19 protein-coding genes are annotated in these 20,661 nt (G+C 46.2%); 2 read left to right on the forward strand and 17 right to left on the reverse strand.

Annotation, left to right across the window (positions count from 1 at the left end; genetic code table 11):
* Window positions 1-336: 336 nt before the first annotated feature.
* Window positions 337-756: an outer membrane protein assembly factor BamE gene (gene bamE, locus FHQ23_RS04200; RefSeq protein WP_139613189.1), complete on the reverse strand. Its 420-nt coding sequence runs from the start codon at window positions 754-756 to the stop codon at window positions 337-339.
* Window positions 757-832: 76 nt separating this feature from the next.
* Window positions 833-1,873, reverse strand: a complete 1,041-nt coding sequence (gene yejK / locus FHQ23_RS04205) for a nucleoid-associated protein YejK (protein ID WP_139613190.1) — start codon at window positions 1,871-1,873, stop codon at window positions 833-835.
* A 147-nt stretch (window positions 1,874-2,020) separates the two neighbouring features.
* Here yejK and FHQ23_RS04210 point away from each other — a divergent pair, with 147 nt between their 5' ends.
* Window positions 2,021-2,242: a YejL family protein gene (locus FHQ23_RS04210; protein WP_139613191.1), complete on the forward strand. Its 222-nt coding sequence runs from the start codon at window positions 2,021-2,023 to the stop codon at window positions 2,240-2,242.
* Window positions 2,243-2,276: 34 nt separating this feature from the next.
* Window positions 2,277-4,046, forward strand: a complete 1,770-nt coding sequence (locus tag FHQ23_RS04215) for a DUF3413 domain-containing protein (RefSeq protein WP_139613192.1) — start codon at window positions 2,277-2,279, stop codon at window positions 4,044-4,046.
* Window positions 4,047-4,344: 298 nt separating this feature from the next.
* Here the strand turns inward: FHQ23_RS04215 and FHQ23_RS04220 are convergent, their stop codons facing one another.
* The 15 genes from FHQ23_RS04220 to mrdA form a co-directional block, all read right to left on the reverse strand.
* Window positions 4,345-5,556 (reverse strand): BaiN/RdsA family NAD(P)/FAD-dependent oxidoreductase, encoded by a 1,212-nt coding sequence (locus FHQ23_RS04220; protein ID WP_139613193.1) that lies wholly within the window; start codon window positions 5,554-5,556, stop codon window positions 4,345-4,347.
* A 43-nt stretch (window positions 5,557-5,599) separates the two neighbouring features.
* Window positions 5,600-6,655 carry a heme lyase NrfEFG subunit NrfF gene (gene nrfF, locus FHQ23_RS04225; protein ID WP_139613194.1) on the reverse strand — a complete coding sequence of 352 codons (1,056 nt, stop codon included), beginning with the start codon at window positions 6,653-6,655 and terminating at the stop codon, window positions 5,600-5,602.
* A gap of 1 nt (window position 6,656) precedes the next feature.
* Window positions 6,657-7,226 (reverse strand): DsbE family thiol:disulfide interchange protein, encoded by a 570-nt coding sequence (locus tag FHQ23_RS04230; RefSeq protein WP_139613195.1) that lies wholly within the window; start codon window positions 7,224-7,226, stop codon window positions 6,657-6,659.
* Window positions 7,223-9,112, reverse strand: coding sequence for a heme lyase CcmF/NrfE family subunit (locus FHQ23_RS04235; RefSeq protein ID WP_139613196.1), 1,890 nt, complete (start codon window positions 9,110-9,112; stop codon window positions 7,223-7,225). The genes FHQ23_RS04230 and FHQ23_RS04235 overlap by 4 nt, the downstream gene beginning before the upstream one ends.
* Before the next feature lie 65 nt (window positions 9,113-9,177).
* On the reverse strand, window positions 9,178-10,140 hold the full coding sequence (nrfD, locus tag FHQ23_RS04240) for a cytochrome c nitrite reductase subunit NrfD (RefSeq protein WP_139613197.1): 963 nt from the start codon (window positions 10,138-10,140) through the stop codon (window positions 9,178-9,180).
* On the reverse strand, window positions 10,137-10,814 hold the full coding sequence (gene nrfC, locus FHQ23_RS04245; RefSeq protein WP_139613198.1) for a cytochrome c nitrite reductase Fe-S protein: 678 nt from the start codon (window positions 10,812-10,814) through the stop codon (window positions 10,137-10,139). Before nrfC ends, nrfD begins: the two co-directional genes overlap by 4 nt.
* Window positions 10,811-11,428: a cytochrome c nitrite reductase pentaheme subunit gene (gene nrfB, locus FHQ23_RS04250; RefSeq protein ID WP_139613199.1), complete on the reverse strand. Its 618-nt coding sequence runs from the start codon at window positions 11,426-11,428 to the stop codon at window positions 10,811-10,813. Before nrfB ends, nrfC begins: the two co-directional genes overlap by 4 nt.
* A gap of 95 nt (window positions 11,429-11,523) precedes the next feature.
* The gene (nrfA, locus tag FHQ23_RS04255) at window positions 11,524-12,975 is read right to left on the reverse strand and encodes an ammonia-forming nitrite reductase cytochrome c552 subunit (protein WP_442805421.1); all 1,452 of its coding nucleotides are present in this window, start codon (window positions 12,973-12,975) and stop codon (window positions 11,524-11,526) included.
* Between the two features lie 320 nt (window positions 12,976-13,295).
* Entirely contained in the window at window positions 13,296-14,258 is a 963-nt protein-coding gene (lipA, locus tag FHQ23_RS04260) for a lipoyl synthase (RefSeq protein ID WP_139613201.1), read from the reverse strand.
* Window positions 14,259-14,297: 39 nt separating this feature from the next.
* Window positions 14,298-15,008 (reverse strand): lipoyl(octanoyl) transferase LipB, encoded by a 711-nt coding sequence (gene lipB, locus FHQ23_RS04265; protein WP_139613215.1) that lies wholly within the window; start codon window positions 15,006-15,008, stop codon window positions 14,298-14,300.
* Between the two features lie 45 nt (window positions 15,009-15,053).
* Window positions 15,054-15,320, reverse strand: coding sequence for a DUF493 family protein YbeD (gene ybeD, locus FHQ23_RS04270; protein ID WP_139613202.1), 267 nt, complete (start codon window positions 15,318-15,320; stop codon window positions 15,054-15,056).
* A gap of 111 nt (window positions 15,321-15,431) precedes the next feature.
* On the reverse strand, window positions 15,432-16,616 hold the full coding sequence (locus tag FHQ23_RS04275; RefSeq protein WP_139613203.1) for a serine hydrolase: 1,185 nt from the start codon (window positions 16,614-16,616) through the stop codon (window positions 15,432-15,434).
* 41 nt (window positions 16,617-16,657) lie between these two features.
* The gene (locus tag FHQ23_RS04280; protein WP_139613204.1) at window positions 16,658-17,596 is read right to left on the reverse strand and encodes a septal ring lytic transglycosylase RlpA family protein; all 939 of its coding nucleotides are present in this window, start codon (window positions 17,594-17,596) and stop codon (window positions 16,658-16,660) included.
* Window positions 17,597-17,628: 32 nt separating this feature from the next.
* Entirely contained in the window at window positions 17,629-18,744 is a 1,116-nt protein-coding gene (gene rodA / locus FHQ23_RS04285; protein WP_139613205.1) for a rod shape-determining protein RodA, read from the reverse strand.
* Entirely contained in the window at window positions 18,737-20,635 is a 1,899-nt protein-coding gene (mrdA, locus tag FHQ23_RS04290) for a penicillin-binding protein 2 (protein ID WP_139613206.1), read from the reverse strand. The genes rodA and mrdA overlap by 8 nt, the downstream gene beginning before the upstream one ends.
* Window positions 20,636-20,661: the final 26 nt, after the last annotated feature.

Below are 20,661 nucleotides of genomic sequence, written 5' to 3' on the forward strand. Positions count from 1 at the left end.
ACCAATGAATGGGGAAGTGAAACCAAAGCGGTATTTAACGCTGCTAAATAATCATTTTGGTTGTATGAAAAATTATCAATTAATCTAGGCGCTCCTGCGCCTTAGACTGCTGACAAAAGTTAAAATACACGATTAATATTGTAAAAGTAGGGGCGGATTATATATCCGCCCGAACCGCACCTTGCATTTTTACTTTATTTATCAAGTGCTTATACCGCACTTCGCAAACGGGCGGATATATAATCCGCCCCTACTTTGCCTCATCAAATATCTTTGTCAATAATCTGAGGGCGGATATAAAATCCGCCCTGAATATAATATTAATAAAAAATTTTATTATGAAAAACTAAAAAAATCTTTCATCGATTGCCACCAGCTTTTATTATCTTCCAACTCAAGCGGTTTGATGTCTGCGTCTTGTTGCTGTGGCAGTGGTCTGTCTAGGTTGAAGTCGCTGACCGTGCCTTTTTGGTTAAAGTTAACCGTTAAGGTGTATTGCTCCGGATCTTCGTAGCCTTTTTGTTGCAGGTAAACATAGTACCATGTGTAACTGCTGTACGGATCGGTCAACATCGGTGTACCCAACAGATATTGTACCTGTTCCGGGGTCATTCCATTTTGCAATTGTGCCACTTGCTCGGCTTGCAGATAGTTGCCTTGCGGTACGTCAATGCGATAAACCAGTTTGTTGTATAACGAACAGGAGGTTGCACTGATACTGATTAAAAGAATCACTAAAACTGATTTCAATCTCATCTTTTTTCTACCTTATTATTCTCGATTTTGTTACGGATAATACCTAAACTTGGCAAAAATGCCAACTGATTTAATGTTAAGCGTCCGATTTGGCAAAGCGCTGCAACTGATCGCGCAGATTCGCCGGCAAACCTTTAATCATTAAACTATCACTTTGTTCGTCCCAAATGATTCGCTCGTTTAATAATGCCGCATCAAAACTCAGGGTCACGCCTTTGCCAGAGCCGGAATATTTGGTCAGCGATTTTAACGCACCGGAAAGCGGCGGAAAGCTGTCCGCCAACTCATACTGCTGTTGTTGGCTGAATTGGCTGAAATTTTGCTGGTTTAGACTCGGTAAAGTATCAGAAAGTTCCTCTAACACCACCTCCTCGCCGACTTTTAATTGCCCTTTGCAATAATCAAATGCCTGTTTTTTCACTTCCTGAATTTGTTTGCTGCTCAATTCGCCTTGTTGGCAAAAATCGTCCACCGCCTGCAACAGTGTTAAATTCTGCTGCTTCGGGTCAAATCCGCTGTCTGCCCCCAGAAAGTCCATAAAGAAATCGGAGATTTTGCGCCCAACCCGCCCTTTGATAAAACTTAAATAACGGTTAGATGCCGCTGACAGTTTCAGTTCGGTCAAATTCAAACGGGCGGCAATGTCATATTGTTGAATATTCAAATACGACGTGTGTCGAATATCCAGCTCTTCGTCCACCAACATACTGTGGCGGCTATCAAGCAGCGCAAGGAACAGGTAATCGGTCGCCAAAAAAGTGTATTGGCACAAGATAAAAGTGCCGCTGTCGGCAAACACATATTTTGCCAATTCCGCCGCCAGATTCTGCGCACTTTGCTGGCTGAATGCAATAAAATCCAGTTCATTTTCCATCAATCGATTTAATTGACGAGCAAATTGCGATTCACCTTTAAACACACCGTATGCTAAGGCTTTGCTTTGGTAATTCTGATGCAATTGCAACATCATCTGCTCGATCTCATCATTCACCGGCAGCAATTGCGAACGCAAGCGCGTGGTTAAGGTGTGGTTTTCCGCCTGATTTTCGGTTTTTTCAGCGGTATTTTCGGCTAAATAAAGCTGATGGAGAATGATTTGTTTAACTTCTATACTCATTTGCTAATCCATTTAATTTTCTTTTGCAAAACAAGCGCTATTATACCCAATCGGCGACGGCTTTTTTAGCGGTAACGCAAAAAATATGCTAACATTCTGCCAGATCACCGAATAATCACCGCATACTATCTCAAGAGGACTCAATTTATGGCAACCCAATCAAAATACAGCGATCACCAAGTGCAAGCCCTGCTTAGCGATTTGGCGGCGGTGCTGGAAAAACATCAGGCATCGGTCGATCTGTCGTTAATGGCGTTGGGCAACACGGTGACCAACCTATTGCAATCCAGCGTCGGGCGCAATCAGCAGCAGGCGTTGGCAACGGCATTCTGTGATGCCTTAAAAAATTCCTTAAAACCACGCGAATAACCGCACTTTCGGTTCGCAAAACAGGCAGAAGAATATGCTGAAGATTCCAAGACAATATTGGGAAGCCACCTCACAAAAAATTGCGTGGGGACACTGGTTTACTTTCTTTAATATTGTCTGTGCGATTTTGATCGGCTCTCGCTATGCGTTTATTGCCGACTGGCCGAATACACTGATCGGCAAAATCTACTTTTTTCTGAATATTCTCGGTCATTTCAGCTTTATCGTATTTGCGCTGTATTTACTGATTCTGTTTCCGCTCAGCTTTTTGATCAAAAATCCTTATAGCTTGCGTGCGGTCGGCGTGGTGCTGTCCACCCTCGGCTTAACCCTGCTGTTGTTGGACACCGAAATTTTTAACCGCTTCCACCTACATTTATCTTTTCTGGTATGGGATATTCTGATCAACCCCGATAACGGCGATCTTGCCCGTAATTGGGAGCGTTTTTTTGTACCAATGCCGCTGATTTTCTTAATTGTGATGCTGTTTTCGCGCTGGTCGTGGGATAAGTTACGCAGTCTGGAACGGAAAAAATGGATTCGCAAAGTGGCTTACGGGCTAATGTTTTGCTTTATCGCTTCGCACTTGCTGTACGCTTGGGCAGATGCCTATTTCTATCGTCCGATTACGGTGCAAAAAGCCAACCTACCGCTTTCGTATCCAATGACTGCTCGAACCTTTTTGGAAAAAAACCAACTGCTGAACCGCGATACCTACCTTGATCGCATCGCCAACAGCGGTCGGGTGGATGCGCCTTATCTGGATTATCCGAAACAGCCGTTGCGCTATGCCGACAATCCGACAGATACGAAAACACCGAATATTTTATTAATCAATATTTCCGGTTTGCGCCATGATGCGATCACACTAGCCGATATGCCGTCACTTGCAGCATTTGCGGCAAACTCGCTTGATTTCAAAAACAATTACAGCGGCGGCAACAATCCGAATATGGCATTAGTCAGCCTGTTTTATGGCTTGAATGCCAACTATTTCGACAGTTTGCTGAATCAGCGTGAACAGTCGGTCTGGATTGAGCGCATGCAGCAGTTGGATTACCAATTCGGGCTGTTTGTCACCGCGCCGTTCAAATCGCCGTTGTATAATCGTGCCTTATTCCAACAAGAAGCGCTGAATTTCAATGGCTTAAATCAACAAAGTACCCAACAATGGCTGGCTTGGCATCGGCAGCAAAACCAACAAACTTGGTTCAGTTATCTGCAATATGATCTGCTCGGCACCATGGCGGCTTTTACCAAACAAGATCCCGAAGCACAACAGCAGTATTACCGCTTGCAGCTGCAAGAGATTGATCGCCAGCTGCGCCAGATTTTGGCAGAACTCTCGCCGGACGAATTGGCCAAAACAGTGGTGGTGATCACTGCTGATCAGGGCTACTCCTATCAGCCGCAGAATAATCGCGATAACAACTATTTCGGACGGGATCGGATCCAAGTACCGCTGCTAATTGCCTTGCCGAACCAAGTGCCACAGCAGATCGAGCACATTTCGTCACAAATGGATATTGTGCCGACCCTAATGCAGCAACTGTTCCAAGTGCAAAATCCACAATGGGATTATAGCCAAGGGCGTGATCTATTGAACTCAAATGGTGATGATTGGGTGTTCGTTGGCAACCAGCGTTGGAACGTGGTGGTTGCCGATGACGGCACGCAATACCAGATCGATTCACAAGGGGAGTATCGAGAATACGACGCCCAATATCAACAGGTAAATTCTGAAAAACCACCGCTGGTGTTGTTCTTGCAGATGTTTAACCGCGATCGCAATTTCTTGGATTAATAGGTTATAGCGATGATTGCCACTTAAAAAGTGCGGTCAACCGCACTTTATGCTAGGGCCTGTTGATCTTTTAAGTATATTATTTGAGCTAAAACTAATCCTTTTAGCCTAGCACGGCAAAGCCGTACTAGGTTAGGCATAGATCAGCCGCTTTGCGGCTGCTTCAGAGAGGCAAAGCCTCTCATCAATGCTTAACCGATTGCGACCGTAGGTCGCTGTCGGATAAAATCACACTCTTTTTGCTTGATTTATAAACACAAAAGATCAACAGACCCTACCCTTATACTACCCGCCATGATTACGCCGCAATCGCTTCGGCACACACATAGGCTGAACTCCACGCCCATTGGAAGTTGTAGCCGCCGAGCCAACCGGTAACATCCAGCACTTCACCGATAAAATATAAGCCCGGAATGTCGTGCGCCTGCATAGTTTTAGAGGAGATCGCGGCAGTATCGACACCGCCCATAGTCACTTCGGCAGTGCGGTAGCCTTCGGTGCCGTTGGGGTCGAACTGCCAGCGATGAATAAGCTGTTCCAGCTGTTGTAAGCGCAGCTTGGAGAGTTGTGCGATAGCTTGATCGTCGAACAGTTTCAGTTCAAGCCATAATTCCACCAAACGTTTCGGCAAAATGCGCCCAAGTGCGGTTTTTAGCTGCATTTTTGGCGAAGTTTGGCGCAATTGCTGTAGATAATCGCCAATCTGTTGCTCAGGCAATAAATCGATCGTCAAGGTTTGGTTCGGCTGCCAATAGTTAGAAATCTGCAACATTGCCGGACCGGACAAACCACGGTGGGTGAATAGCATTTGATTATGAAATTGTTTACCAGACTGTGCCGCCACATTAACCGCCAGCGAAACACCGGCTAATTGCGCATAGACTTTATCTTGCTCGCGCCAGGTGAACGGTACTAACGAGGCTCGAGGCGCAACCACTTTCAAACCAAACTGCTCTGCCAGCTTATAACCGAATGCCGTTGCGCCCAACGCCGGCATTGAAAGCCCGCCAGTCGCAATCACCAGATGATGACACAGCAAATCGTTGCCGTTGCTTTGTAGCCGAAACCGCACTTTACTGTCGTCGGCATTTTCCAAGCGTTCAACTGCATCGACTTGTTGGCGTAATTGAATTTCAACCTGCCCCTTTTGACACTCTTTTAGCAATAAATCAACAATCTGCTGCGAGCTGTGGTCACAGAACAGTTGCCCCAACTCTTTTTCATGGTAGGCGATACCGTGTTCGCTAACCAACGAGATAAAATCCCATTGTGTATAACGGGCAAGTGCGGATTTGACAAAATGTGGATTTTGGCTGAGGTAGTACTGCGGGGTCACGTCCAGATTAGTAAAATTGCAGAAACCGCCGCCCGCCATTAAAATTTTACGTCCGATTTTCTTGCCGTTATCCAGCACTAACACCGACTGACCGGCCTGACCCAAACGGGCGGCACAGAATAAACCTGCCGCACCAGCGCCGATAATCACCACGTCATATTCTATCTTTTGCATTGTTTGCCTGTTGTCTAAAATAAAAAGGTGATTATAACGTAATTTAACGCTGGATTCCGCCCAGCATTTCTGCCGCTTGCAGATTTTGGATCAGGTTGCGCCGATCCAGATCAGGATGATTGCTGTCTAAAATCTGCTGCCAGTAGCGGCTAGCTTGGGCATAATCGCCACGCCCAAAGGCATCGGCCGCCAGTAATGACAATGCACGCAGTTGCTTGGGATCTTGTTGCAATGATAAATCAAGTAACGACTTCGCTTTATCGCTTAATTTTTTGTCGGCTTGATAGTAAAGTGCGGTCGCGGCGGCGGCGAGCAGTTCGCTGTTTGTGCCGAGCAGATATTCAGCGCGGTTAAAAGACTCCAGCGCATTGGCGTACTCTTCTGCTTGCAGGTAATTCAACCCCAACTGAAACCAATTTTCGCCGTTGTTATAATCGGCACGCAACGCATTTTGTAGCTCCTGCCGATACTGTTGCCGCTGTTCGCTGCCGCTTTGCACCACTTCCGCTTTAAGGCTGCTGCCTTGCTGCCAAGCGGGATAACGACCACTCAAGCCGTAGACTAACACCGCACTTAGCCCGATAACGGCAATCAATCCACCACCGAAGGCAATATTAAAGCCGGTTGGCTTAACTACCGCTAGCGCAAATTCTGCGCTAACCGCACTTTGTTGTTCAATTAGCGGCTCAGACTCGGGTTGCGCTTGGCTTTTGCTTTTACGCCATAACAATACGCCAGCCAACAGCAACAGCACGAAAGGCATACCCCATAGCAGCCAAGTGCTGGTTTTAAACGGCGGATCGTAACGCACAAAATCACCGAAACGTGCCGTCATCTGTTCGATAATCTGCTGATCGCTCACGCCAGCGTCCGCTAATTGATACACTTCAAGCCGTAAATCGTAGGCGATCGGCGAATTGGATTCGACCAAATTTTGATTTTGACATTGTGGACAACGTAACGATTTTGCCAGATTAACCGCTCTGATACGGGTTTCCGGCGATTGGAATTGATAGGTATCGACAATTTCGGCATAACCGATGCCACTGATCATCAACACAAGCAGCAACAAACTGCATAATTTCCATTTATGCCCCATCTTATTGCTCCTTTATTGTAGAAACTGAAGTTGTGGCAACTGACGTTGAGAATTGTTTTAGCAATGGCATAAACTGCTGTTGCCACACAGCTTGATCCAACTCACCGGCGTAGCGAAAACGGATAATCCCATCGCCGTCAATCAGATAGGTTTCCGGCGCACCGTAAACCCCTAAAGCCAATGCCAGCTTGCCGTCGTGATCGTTCAACACCTGCACAAACGGATTGCCTTTGGTGACTAACATTTGCCGTGCCGACTGCGGATTATCACGATAATTCAAGCCGTAAATCAGATAGCCCTGCTGTTTCAACTGCATTAGAAACGGATGCTCAACAATGCAGCTTGGGCACCAACTGCCCCATACATTCAATAAAAACGGCTGTTTCGGTAAAGTGCGGTTATCGATCCGCTGTGTCGGTTGCAGCAGATCCGCCAATTGAAATTCCGGTATGGGTTTGCCTTGTCGTGCCAATGCCAGCTGCGACGGATCGCGCTGTAAACCAAACAGCAGCATCAAACCTAACGCCAACAACACCAATAAAGGCAAAAACAGCGTGAGGCGTTTTTTCATCGGATTGTCCTCCACTTTGGTAACGCAATCGCCAAAAATGCGCCCAATGCCATCAGTAAGCCACCAAGCCAAAGCCATTGAATCAGCGGTTTATAGTGCAAACCAAAGGAATAACGCTGTTCCGCCGATTTATCGCCCAGCACCACATACAGATCACCTAATGCGCCGTTTTTAATCGCCACTTCGCTCATCATGCTATTGCGGATATCGTAAAAGCGCTTTTCCGGATACAGGTTAAATTGTGTGCCGTTATGAGTTACGCTTAACTGCGCCGTGTCAGTGGTATAGTTGGCGGCAAGACGGTATTCATTGCCTTTAAAATCAAATTGATAGCCGTGCAACTGCGCTTGCTCTCCCACTGCCAATTTGACACCAAGATCGGATGCGTAGTAACCGCTCATCATCGCCGCAATCACCACCAACCCCAAGCCACCGTGTGCGAACAACATAGGTAACGCACTTTTTAGCCGGTGCTGTCGATAAGCCGACCAAGCCGAATATAACAGGCTGAATAACAACCAGAAACCGAGCAGTACAAACGTAAATGCCAAGCTCTGCCAGCCTTTGAGCGGATCGAGCCGAATGTTCCAGTCGATTACAAGGTAAGTACAGACTAACGCCGGTAGCATATTCAGCAGATAGCGTTGCCAATGGCGCACCCGCCCATTCAACCACAGCAGCATCATCAACAAACAGCACAGCACTAACGGGGTAAAAATAGTATTAAAATAGGGTGCACCGACCGAAATTGAGCCAAAACCGAAGGTGCTGAACAGCAACGGATAGAAGGTGCCTAGCAAGACACTAAATGCGGCAATGGCGGTGAGAATATTGAGTAGTAATAGTGCGGTCGGCTGTGAAAACCAGCCTGTCGCAGACCGCACTTCGCTGATTCTAGCCTTCAGGGCAAAAATCCCCAAGCCCATGCCGCTAAACAGAAAAAACATCGCCAGCAGCGCATAACCCCGTGACGGATCGATAGAAAAAGCATGGACTGAGGTGATTACGCCTGAACGCACAATAAACGTGCCGAGCAATGAAGCAGAAAACGCCAGCAGCGACAGCAATAAGCTCCAATAGGGATATAAGCCGTGTCGTTGCGTAGCGATTAAGCTGTGGATTAATCCCAAACCGAGCAACCACGGCATCAACGACGCATTTTCAACCGGATCCCAGAACCACCAACCGCCCCAACCCAGTTCGTAGTACGCCCACCAGGCACCGAGTAAAATACCACAGGTCAACCAGCCCCAACTCAGCAGCGCCCAACGGCGGCTGTAAGCGGCAAACGTTTGCTGATCGGTTTTACACAGTAAGGTCACAATCGACAGGGCAAAATTCAGCGCAAAGCCGACATAGCCCAGATACAGCAACGGCGGGTGAAACACCAACGCAATATCCTGCAACATCGGGTTGAGATCACGTCCCTGAAACGGTGCGGGAAATAGGCGCTCAAACGGATCGGATAAAATCAAGGTATAGAGGCAAAGTGCGGTATAAATCAAGGCAAGCGCCGCCACGACTCGTGCCGTGAACAGGCGATCGGCTGAGCGGTTAAACAGCGCAAACAGCATTGTCCACAATGAGAGCGTCACCAACCAGAACAACATCGAGCCTTCGTGCCCGCCCCAAGTCGCTGCAATTTTAAACAGTCGTGGTAACTCGGTATTGGAATGCGAAGCCACATACAACACCGAAAAATCATCTTGGACGAAACAATAAGCTAAAATCGTAATCGCCGCCAGCGCAGATAAAAACAGCCATACAGACAGCAGTGGCGTAGCCGACACCCAGCGCCATCGCTGCGGCAAAAATGGGATCAGCAACAACACAAGTGCGGTCATGAAACTGCAAATTAATGCGAAATAGCCGAATTCTGGTAGCATTTTTGTTTCACCCAAATAAAAAATGACGAGATTACTCAAAATAATCTCGTCATTCTAACAACTTATCACGCCAGCGTCATTTGTCCGGTGTAAAGGATAAAAAAACGTAGGCAGAATACACCGAACAGGGTACAAAGTGCGGTGAAGATAATAAAGCCTTTGCGGTGTTTCAGCCCTTCGCTGCTGACGGCGTTTAGCACCAGCGGTAGCAACAGCCCAATCAACACCACGCCGATCCAGAAAACCCAAGACCAAAAACCACCACCAATTGCGGTCACCATCGACACGGTTTTTTGCCCGCCGCCGAAATACAAGCCGACGAAGAAAGCGAACAATAAAAACAGCTCGATCAATACCACCGGGGTTTCAAACTTATGCAAGAACGAAACCGAAGCGGAATGGGTCGGTTCACGACAGCACCAAACGGCAGCCAGTAACAATGCGGCGATCCCCGACGAGGTGCCTGATGCCAAAAATAGGATTGGCAATACCGGATTATTCAACATCGGATAGCTGACCAATGCCGACAGCAGGAAGCCGGTATAAGCGCCGAGTAATACCGATAATAGAATCAGAATCAACTCAATCGGGTTGCTGGCTTTTTCGGCAAGGTTAATGATTTTCTTCACAAAGCCCAATGCAGGAATATAGCGGTCGATCCATTCGGCAAGCAGCTGTTTAAACACAATCGCCAACCACAAGAATAGGAACAGCATATACACTTGGAATAGCATGACCCCCATCGACATCACGGATTGCGGTTGATAATTAAACATCAACATCCAGAATGTCCATGGTTTGGTAAGGTGGAAAATCAAAATGGTCAAGCCGACAATCAAACTGACCGGCGCAATGATTGCTGCACTGCGAATGACGTTATTATGGCTAATATCCGTTCCTGCCAAGACCGAGCTACGTTTTAACAACACCGCCAGCAAGGTTGCCCCAGCAGAAATACCCAATAGGAAAAGATAAATCGCAATGATTTCGTCCCATACTAATGATGGGAAGTGGAATGGACTGTTCATCGTCTGATCTCCCCTACTTTAGCCGGAACATGGTACAAATTCGGTTTGGTACCTAGTTCAACTTTAGTTTGATACACTTGTTTTTCACGGATTTGGCGTGAAATTTCGCTATTTGGATCATCCAAATTACCAAACGTCAACGCTTTGGTCGGACAAGCCTCGACGCAAGCCGGTAACCGCCCTTTCGCCAGATTGGTATCACGGCAGAAATTGCACTTATCCGCAGCTTTGGTTTTCGGGTGGATAAAACGCACTCGGTACGGACAAACCGCAATGCAGTATTGACAGCCGACACACAGTTCCGGATGCACATCGACAATCCCGGTTGCCTCATCAATAAATGAGGCGCCGGTCGGGCAAACATGCACACAAGGCGCATTGCTGCAATGTTGGCAAGAATGGCGATAAAACTCATAGGTTACGTCAGGAAATTCCCCTTGCGGTTCTCCGCGAATGATTTCCAGACGTGATACCCCTTCCGGTACGTTATTCACCTCACGACAGGCATCCATGCAGGCAGTACAACCGATACACAGCTTTTCGTCGTGCAGCATGCCATACCGCACTTCATTAATCGTCAAAGTCTGAGCCAGACTTTGTGTGGGTTTTCCGGTCATCAGGATAAGAGCCCCAGCCCCCATGCCGGAAACAAAGTTTCGGCGTGAGCAACTCATTTTTTATCCTTATCCTGAATCACAGGTTGCGGGTTAGTTTTGGCTTCCAACAACTCTTGTTGTTTACCGTGACAATCAACACACAGTTTAACTTGATCTTTATGTGCAATGCCTTGCATTGGATCCGCTTTCGGGTGCAAAGTATGGCAGCTGGCACACGGCAGTTTCATCGCATGCACATCATGCGCCCATAAACTCTCACGCAATTTTTCCGGTTGGTGACAAGAGAAACAGACTTGATTTTGTTCTTGTACACTATACATCGGCGTTTTGCCGTCGAAAATATCACCGTGGAAACGCATCACATCTTTAACACCGCGGCGGTGATCTTCCGAAACATTGCCGTGACAACTGACACAGTTGATCGGTTTGTCGGTTGCCGGATTCTTTTTCGTCAAATGAATGCCGTGAAATTGTTCATCATTAAACTTATGACATTGTGCGCAATATTTATTCGGATCACGCTGATTTTCCAACTGCGGTTGGTAAGTCAGTTCATTGCCCACATTGCCGCCTTGCACATTGGTGTTGGCAGACGAAACAGTGGTCGTCAGCAAACCTGCGCCTAATACGGCTATCAGTTTGACAGCCTTTAACAGAAGATTTTCCCTCATCGTCTTTTCCCTCAATATTCGCTAGTTAGTCTGTTTGATACCGCACTTTGCCTTTGTTGATCTCAGTAATACGCAAAGTGCGGTTTAATCAGCTATTATTCACCCAGTAAGCCTTTTTCTTTGGCTTCTTTATCCCATTGAGGTACAAGAGTTTTTAAGAATTCATCTTTTGCTTTTTTCTCTTTTTCATAATCGATACCCATCACCGCTTGTGCTTTTTCTTTGGTTGAAATATCAGGAATCGTAATTGGTTGGTTAACATTATGCGCACTCAACACCCGTGCCAGTTTGACCCGTGCATCACCTGCTTTATCCAGTCCAGTACCCAACACCCGCAACATCACATCCGGCGCATGCATGTAACCACCATGGCTGGCTGCCGCATAGTCCCAGCGCCATTGTGCATGGCGAATATCTTGCAATGCGGCTTTCATTTCGTCTTCAGTCGCACCGGCATCCCACGCTGCTTTGGCTTCAAAGTGTGCTTTCACCAGTTGATCTTCCAAGCGAATCATCACACCCTTCACTTCATGTTTACGTGAAGCTACGATGTCTTGCAACTTCTCTTTGCTTTGATCATGGCAGTTGGCACAGGTATTTTCAAACGCCTCAAACGGGTTGCCGATTTTGTGGTCGGTAAAGACTTTACCATCAGCGGTTTGTGTTTTCGGCATGTGGCAGTCGATACAGGTTACCCCGTTTTTACCGTGCATACCCGCAGACCAGATTTCAAAGTCTGGGTGTTGCGCTTTCAACATTGGTGCTTTAGACAGCGAGTGAGTCCAGTCTTTAAAGTCAATTTCGTCATAATATGCTTCGATTTGATCAACCGATACCCCTTTATCCCAAGGAAAGGTGACTGCTTTGGTATCACCGGCGAAATAGTACTCTACGTGACAGTTGGCACAAATGGCGGCTCTTTGATCGGTTTTATCCGATGAGGCAAAATTTTTATCGATTTTATCCAGAGCACGTAACACATGTGGACGCGCGATACGCAACGCCGGTTTGCCTTCGGCAAAATCAGCAGAGGTGGTGTCGTGGCAGTCGGCACAACCAATGGCATTCACCACTTCCGGCCCACCTTTTGCCCATTTCCCGCTGAAATAACCGTCCTCACCCCATTCTGCAATTAAACGCGGCACATCCGGGCCTTTACAGGTCCAGCACGCCATCGGTTGTGGGCCGTCATTTGGTCCAGTTGGTGCGCCGGTGCGCAAAATTTCACGCACATCTTTAATCGCATAAAAATGCCCACGTGGTTTGTTATAATCGTGTGAAAACAAATAACCACCCCATAGCACAATCATGCGTGGATCTTCACCAATTGCCGAGGCTAATTCGTCAGACTCTGAAGTTGCCGACCAAGTATTAAATTGCAACGGGTATTTTTCTGCAAATTTTTGGTTATTCGATTGAATAACGACTTTTGAATCGGCTTCTGTTTTTTGTTGCTCTGCCAGTGCGTTTTGCGTTGACAACCAACCGGCACCGATTAAAGCGACCAGGCTGAATAACGAGGTCAGTTTTTGTTTTGCGATATTCACGATAATTTCCTCCGTAGAGACGTTCCCACAAGATAGATTTAAAAAGCAATGCACATTTATACTAAAAGCCATACTATTGATAAAGAATAACATTGCACAATCAGATTCAGCTTTTTCAAGGCTAAATTAGCAAAAGACCTTATATTTTGCATAGATATATCTTGAATAGTTGTTTTTGATCAAATTTCTCACTCAAAATACCTCTAAAGTAGTATTCTAGAAGTATAAAAAAACCGCACTTTTGCTTTAAAAAACAACAAGTGCGGTCATATTATTATGAGTACGATCAAGCAACTATCACAGGCAGTCGCAGGCAGAGTTTATTTGACTTCCATGCCTTGTGCCTGTAAATCGGCATGGTAAGAAGAACGCACAAACGGTCCACAGGCGGCGTGTTCAAAGCCCATCGCGTCGGCTTTTTCACGCATCATCTCAAACTCGCTTGGCGGCACATAACGTGCCACCGGTAAGTGATGACGGCTTGGTTGCAAATATTGCCCTAAGGTCAGCATAGTAACGCCGTTGCTGCGTAAATCTTGCATCACTTCTAAAATTTCTTCATTGGTTTCGCCCAAGCCCACCATTAAACCGGATTTGGTCGGAATATGGGGGAACATCTGTTTGAAATCATGCAGTAGTTTTAGCGACCATTGATAGTCAGCACCGGGACGAATCTCACGATATAAACGTGGTACATTTTCTAAATTGTGGTTAAATACATCCGGTGGATTGTCTTTTAATTTATCCAACGCTTGTTCGATTCTGCCGCGAAAATCCGGCACTAAAATTTCAATTTTGATATTCGGATTGAGTTTGCGAATCTCACGCACACAATCAGCAAAATGCCCCGCACCACGATCCGGCAAATCATCACGATCGACAGAGGTGATCACCACATAACGCAATTTCATGTCTTGAATGGTTTCAGCCAGTTTTTTCGGCTCGTCTGGATCCGGCGCTAACGGTTTGCCATGCGCCACATCGCAAAATGGGCAGCGACGGGTACAGATTGCCCCCAGAATCATAAAGGTTGCCGTGCCGTGATTGAAACATTCATGCAAATTCGGGCAACTGGCTTCTTCACACACCGAGTGCAAACCATGGCGACGCATGCCGTTTTTAATACTGTCGATTTTTGCGGAACTTGCCGGCAGTTTGATCTTCATCCATGCCGGTTTCGGCAACAGTTCCTGATCAGGATTAATATTGGTGACCGGAATAATTGAGGTTTTGGCGGCGTCGCGATATTTCACGCCACGTTCCATTTTGAAAGGTTTACCCATTATAGCTCTCGATTTGTTTTGATTCGGATTAAGGCTCAATTAATTTTCAACGTATTGGATCTGTTGATAATCCATTAGGTTAATAAAATGTTGCAGTAATTGTGGGGCAACCTGCTCACAAAGTAAAGTCTGATCACCGATTAATTCGCTCAACTGGCACATTTCCAGACCGGCATAACCACACGGATTAATATCATTAAACGGCGTTAGATCCATATTGATATTTAACGCCAAACCATGAAACGAGCAACCACGGCGGATGCGTAAACCAAGCGAACATATTTTACGCCCCTCAACATAAACGCCCGGTGCGTCGGCTCTAGCATATGCTTGAAGACTGTAATCTGCCAAGGTCTGTATTACCGTATTCTCTAATGCCGACACTAGATCGCGCACACTAAATGTGGCTTCACTCTGTGTTTTTTTACGCTTAATATCTAGCAGCACATACATCACCTGCTGCCCCGGCGCGTGATAGGTAATCTGCCCACCGCGATCGGACTGCACCACCGGAATTGCAGATTGCTGCAACAGATGCTCAGCTTTACCTGCCTGTCCCTGGGTAAACACCGCCGAGTGCTGCACCAGCCAGACTTCGTCTAAAGTGCGGTCATCACGGTTATCGGTAAACTGCTGCATCTGCTGCCACACCGTTTCATAAGGCTGAACGCCCAGTTGACGTACAATGAGACGATTTGCTATCGGCTGTTCTGCTGATTGCTCAATTATTTGCTGTTCTGAGAATGGCATAGATGGTTTCTTCATTAGATTCAAACCGCACTTTGCGTTTTGCTGTTACAGCACCATTCTAACAATATCGATCTCTGCCAATTCTTTATATAGGGTTTCAATCTGTTCGATATTGTCGGCTCTCACGGTAATCGATACCGAATGATAATTGCCTTTACTGCTGGGTTTAATGGTCGGCGCGTAATCACCCGGAATGTGTTTTTGTACCACTTCCAGCACTTTATCCTGTAAATCCGGCTGTGCCAAGCCCATCACTTTATAGGGAAAATCGCACGGAAATTCGAGTAGTTCATGTAATTTGGTTTTTTCCATTTTATTTCCTTAGGGTCTGTTGATCTTTGTTATTTGTTAATTAAAAATCCCTGACTGGCAGGGATTTTATGATGGCTAATAAATAGGACTCGCCACGCCAATTTTCAAGGATTAGCTAAACAGACTTTTCACTGTCAGAATAATCCAGTCGATAATTTTGCCGAAGAAGCCGGCTTCTTCGATCGGTTCCAGCACTTGCAAATTAATGGTTGCCACATCTTTGCCGTCCAGCTGATAAATCACTTGTCCGACCACATCACCTTTTTGCAGTGGTGCTTCCAAATATTTTTTACTCAGTTCGTAACGAGCTTTCAACTCTGCCTGTTTACCTTTCGGAATAGTGATATAGCCGTTTTCAATAGTACCTAATTTGACTTTATTCTCTTTACCGTAGTAGATCGTCTGTTCGGAAACCACCGTACCAGCGTTCAGCGGTTTTAAGGTTTCAAAGTTATTAAAGCCCCATTGCAACAGTTTTTTAGTTTCGACTTCACGCCCTTTGATTGTCGGCACGCCCATTACCACCGTAATAAAACGGGTATCACCGTCCACCGCAGAAGCAACCAAGTTATAACCGGCTTGATCGGTATGTCCGGTTTTAACACCGTCCACCGTCAAGGTTTTATCCCACAATAAACCGTTGCGGTTCTGCTGTTTAATTTTGTTAAAGGTGAACTCTTTTTGGGAGTGGATAGCATACTCTTCCGGCAAATCGCGGATCATATGCGATGCCATGATCGCCATATCGCGCGCAGAAGAATATTGATTTTCTGCATCCAAGCCGTGCACTGTCGCAAAGTGGGTATTTTTCAGCCCAAATTTCTGCACATATTGGTTCATAATATCAATAAAATTCTTTTCCGTGCCGGCAATATGTTCGGCAATCGCAACACAGGCATCATTGCCGGAAGCAATGATAATGCCGTGATTTAAGTCGCTGACACTGACCTGCTGGTTCACATTCAAGAACATTTTCGAGGAACCTGGGAAATTGCGTCCCCAAGCATTCTCACTAACAGTAACCATATCCTCATTACGGATTTTGCCTTGCTTGATTGCATCGCCCACTACATAACTGGTCATAATCTTGGTCAGACTTGCCGGTGCTTGGCGTTGATCCGGCTCTTTCGCAGCCAACACCGCACCGGTATGATAATCCATTAAAATAAACGTTTGAGCGTTTAATTGTGGCGGCGCAATATTGAACTGAACAGCCTCATCGGCAGCAAAACCCGAAGTGGCAAATAGCAGTCCCGTTGCTAACAACGTCGTTTTCACTTTACTTCTATAAAACATAGCAAACAAAATCCTTTCTTGACAAACAGTGGTTAAAATCATTATTTAGCGTTATAAGAGTACAAAATATTATCGTGCTGCCCGTTCTGCACTAACTCGGTTTTTAACTGATTAACACTTTCGCGTGAAGCAATCGGTCCAAATTTAACCTTAAAACGGCTGCCATCTTGAATAATTTCACTGTTGACATTTTTCATCGACAGCTGAGCGATCAAGGCTTTGGCTTCTGCATTACTATCAAGGTTCATACTTTGCAGCTCATACTCTAATTTCGTTTCATTACTCAACCGCACTTTATTGCCATTGCTAGCAACTACCGCAGCAGTTGAAGTGCGGTCACGAGATTGAGATGTCGCATTGACTGGCTTATTCTCTGCCAACTGTATCGACATCGGCTGATTTGCTTGCGGCAATGGCAAATTTTTATTTTTTGCCAGCTTAGTCAGCTTTTCCCCGCCCGGTCCGCTGATTTTGCCGTTTTTATCCACATGCACTACTTCCATTTTAACCTGTGCAGTGCCCTTAGCCAACATGCCCAACTCCCTCGCCGCTGCTTTGGATAAGTCGATTTTACGATCACCGACAAAAGGCCCGCGATCATTAATGCGCACCACTACTTGACGACCGTTTTTAACATTGGTCACCAACACATAAGACGGAATCGGCAAACGTTTATGTGCTGCCGTCATCAAATTTTCGTTATAAATTTCCCCGTTAGAGGTTTTACGTCCATGGAATTTACTGGCATAAAAACTTGCCGTACCGGTCATTGAATACTCTTTCGAGGTATTACGGTTTAGGGTTTGATAGGTCTTTCCCTTAACCTTATAAGTTTGGCTCTGCGCAGTTTGCGCAGTTGCCATTAATTTCTTGGGCCCGCTTACACCAAACAAGTTCTGCGTCGACGTCGCGGCTTGTACATTGATGGCGATTGCAAACATCATTAAACAGCCATAGATGGTTGATTTTAAAAATGTCATAAAAATTTCCTATTTTGACGTTAAGATTGTATTTATCTAAAATGCGTCAGGCTACGTTTGTGACTACAAATCGACATCATCAGACCAAAGCCTGCCATCAAGGTCACAAACGAAGTTCCGCCATAACTCACTAGCGGTAAAGGAACACCGACCACCGGTAAAATTCCACTTACCATTCCGATATTAACGAAAATATATACAAAAAAGATTAAGGTGATTGCACCTGCTAAAATTCTGCCCGACGCCGTTTGCGCTTTGGCAGCGATGATCAATCCCCGAATAATAATAAACATATAAATGGCCAGCAAGACTAAGACGCCGACCATACCGTGTTCCTCACTTAGCACCGCAAAAATAAAATCCGTATGCGGTTCCGGTAAAAACTCCAATTGAGACTGTGTCCCTTGCATCCAGCCTTTGCCGAACAGCCCGCCGGAGCCGATAGCAATCTTAGACTGAATGATATGATAGCCTGCTCCTAGCGGGTCTGACTCAGGATCCAACAACGTCATAACCCGTGTCCGTTGGTAGTCATACATCAGGAAATACCACATCACCGGTATAAATCCTGCCAACCCGATAACGGCAGCGGCAATCAGGCGCCAACTCATACCGGCTAAGAATACAACAAATATGCCGGAGGCGCTAACTAAAATCGATGTTCCTAAATCGGGCTGAATCGCAACCAATATCGTCGGCGCAAACACCAACACCAGCGCAATTAAGGTATCCGTAAAGCTCGGCGGTAGTTTCTTCCGCCCTAAATACACTGCCACCATCAACGGCACTGATAGTTTCACGATCTCTGAAGGCTGAAACCGAAATAATCCTAAATCTAACCAACGCTGTGCGCCTTTGCTGGTAATACCAATCAGATCCACCAACAACAACATCACCACAGCCACCACATACAGATAAGGAGCAATTTTTTCGTAAAAACGCAACGGCAGCTGTGCCATCACCAACATAACACCAAATCCTAATGCAATTTGGATAATCCGGCTACGAAACATCACTTCGCTGCCGCCAGAAGCACTATACAGCACCATCAAGCCATAACCGCTGATTGCCAATAGCCCGACAAACAGCAAAAAATCTAAATGAAAGCGCTGCCAAAGCGCACTAAAAAAATTCTTTTCGTCACTCATTGCTTTGCCCGCTCTCGGTTGCCACCGCACTTTGCTTCAAATATCCCATATCCAACAAATAGTGGTCCATAATCGCACGCGCCAATGGCGCCGCCTGACTGGAACCACCGCCGGCATTTTCCAAAAAGATCGACAATGCAATCGTCGGGTTGTTATAAGGTGCATAAGCGATAAACCATGCATGGTCATGCAGATGCGAAGCCAGACTGGAAGCATCATATTTTTGATTCTCTTTCAAACCAAACACCTGTGCGGTTCCAGATTTGCCCGCCGCCAGATAAGGCATATTGGTAAACACTTTTCTGGCTGTGCCGCTGCTGCCGTATAACACACTGTACATACCGGTTTTTGCCGCATTCCAATAGGCTTGAGGTATCCCGTTGATATCTTCATACAGCTTCGGATCGCGGTACGGTTCGATCTGATTGCCGATCACTTCCTGCATAAAGTGCGGTGTCATCACCTTACCGTTATTGATCAACACACTCAACGCTTTCGTCACTTGCAACGGTGTCGAGGTCCAATAGCCTTGCCCGATACCGACCGGAATCGTATCGCCGATTACCCATGGTTTTTTATACCGTTGCTGCTTCCACTCACGAGTCGGCATCACGCCGCTGGTTTCTTCACGAATATCAATCCCGGTTGGCATACCAAACCCAAACCGCTTCATCCACTCAGAAAAACGGTTGATCCCCATGTCGTAAATCAATTGATAAAAATAGGTATCGGCCGATTCCATAATCGCTTTATTCAAATTCAGGCGGCCGTGACCGCTCTTTAACCAGTCGCGATAGCGCCGATCTGTTCCCGGCAAGATCCAATAACCCGGATCAAAAATCGTACTGTTAGTGGTGATAATCCCATCTTGCAATGCTGCTACTGCGATAAACGGCTTAACCGTGGAAGCCGGTGGAAACGCCCCCTGTGTGGTGCGGCTGTACAACGGACGATCAGGGTCGTTTAGCAAGCCGTTATAATCGGCAGAAGAGATGCCGCCAACAAACAAATTATTGTCATAACTCGGGCTAGATACCATCGCCAGAATGCTGTTATCACGCGGGTCCAATACCACCACAGCCCCACGCCGCCCTTCTAATTGTTGACGAATGTAGCGTTGCAGCGCCAAATCAATCGTCAATTTGATACTTTTACCGGATACTGCCGGTTGCTGGCGCAACGTACGGATCACTTTACCGCGGTTGTTGACCTCAACCTCTTCAAAACCAACCTCGCCGTGCAACTGAGTTTCGTAGTAGCGCTCAATTCCCAGCTTTCCAATATCATTGGTTCCGGCATAATTGGCTAGTTCATCTTCGTCTCGCAAGCGCTCGATATCTTTATCGTTAATTTTTGCTACATAACCCAAAATATGGGTCAAATCTTCACCATAAGGATAGTGTCGTTTAAAATACGGACGAATTTCCAAACTGGGAAAATTGTGTTGATCGACCGAAAAACGTGCAATTTGCTCTTCAGTCAAATCGGATTTTAATAAAATCGGTGTATAACGCGAATTTCTGCGCCGCTCTTTGGCAAAGGTTTCGATATCTTCATCGGTCAAACCGACCACTTGCCGCAGCGCATCGTAGGTCTGTTGTAGATTCTCGGTTTTTTCCGGCACGATATACAGCCCGAAAAAAGTCAAATTCTCTGCCAGCACCTTATTATTACGATCATAAATCAAGCCTCTGGTTGGCGCCACCGGCAATAACTTGATCCGATTGCCATTGGAACGGGTTTGATAATTTTCATAATCTCTAATTTGCAGATGATAAACATTCAGCAGCAGCAATGAAAGCAACCCTAAAACCCCGATAAACGCCACCAACACCCGGCGTAAAAATAGGTTTTGTTCTGCTTTATTATCTCGAATAATTTCTCTTGCCATGCTACTACTGCCAGCTCTGCCGTTTA

The sequence above is a fragment of the Testudinibacter crocodili genome, assembly GCF_006228025.1.
Classification (GTDB): Bacteria; Pseudomonadota; Gammaproteobacteria; order Enterobacterales; family Pasteurellaceae; genus Chelonobacter.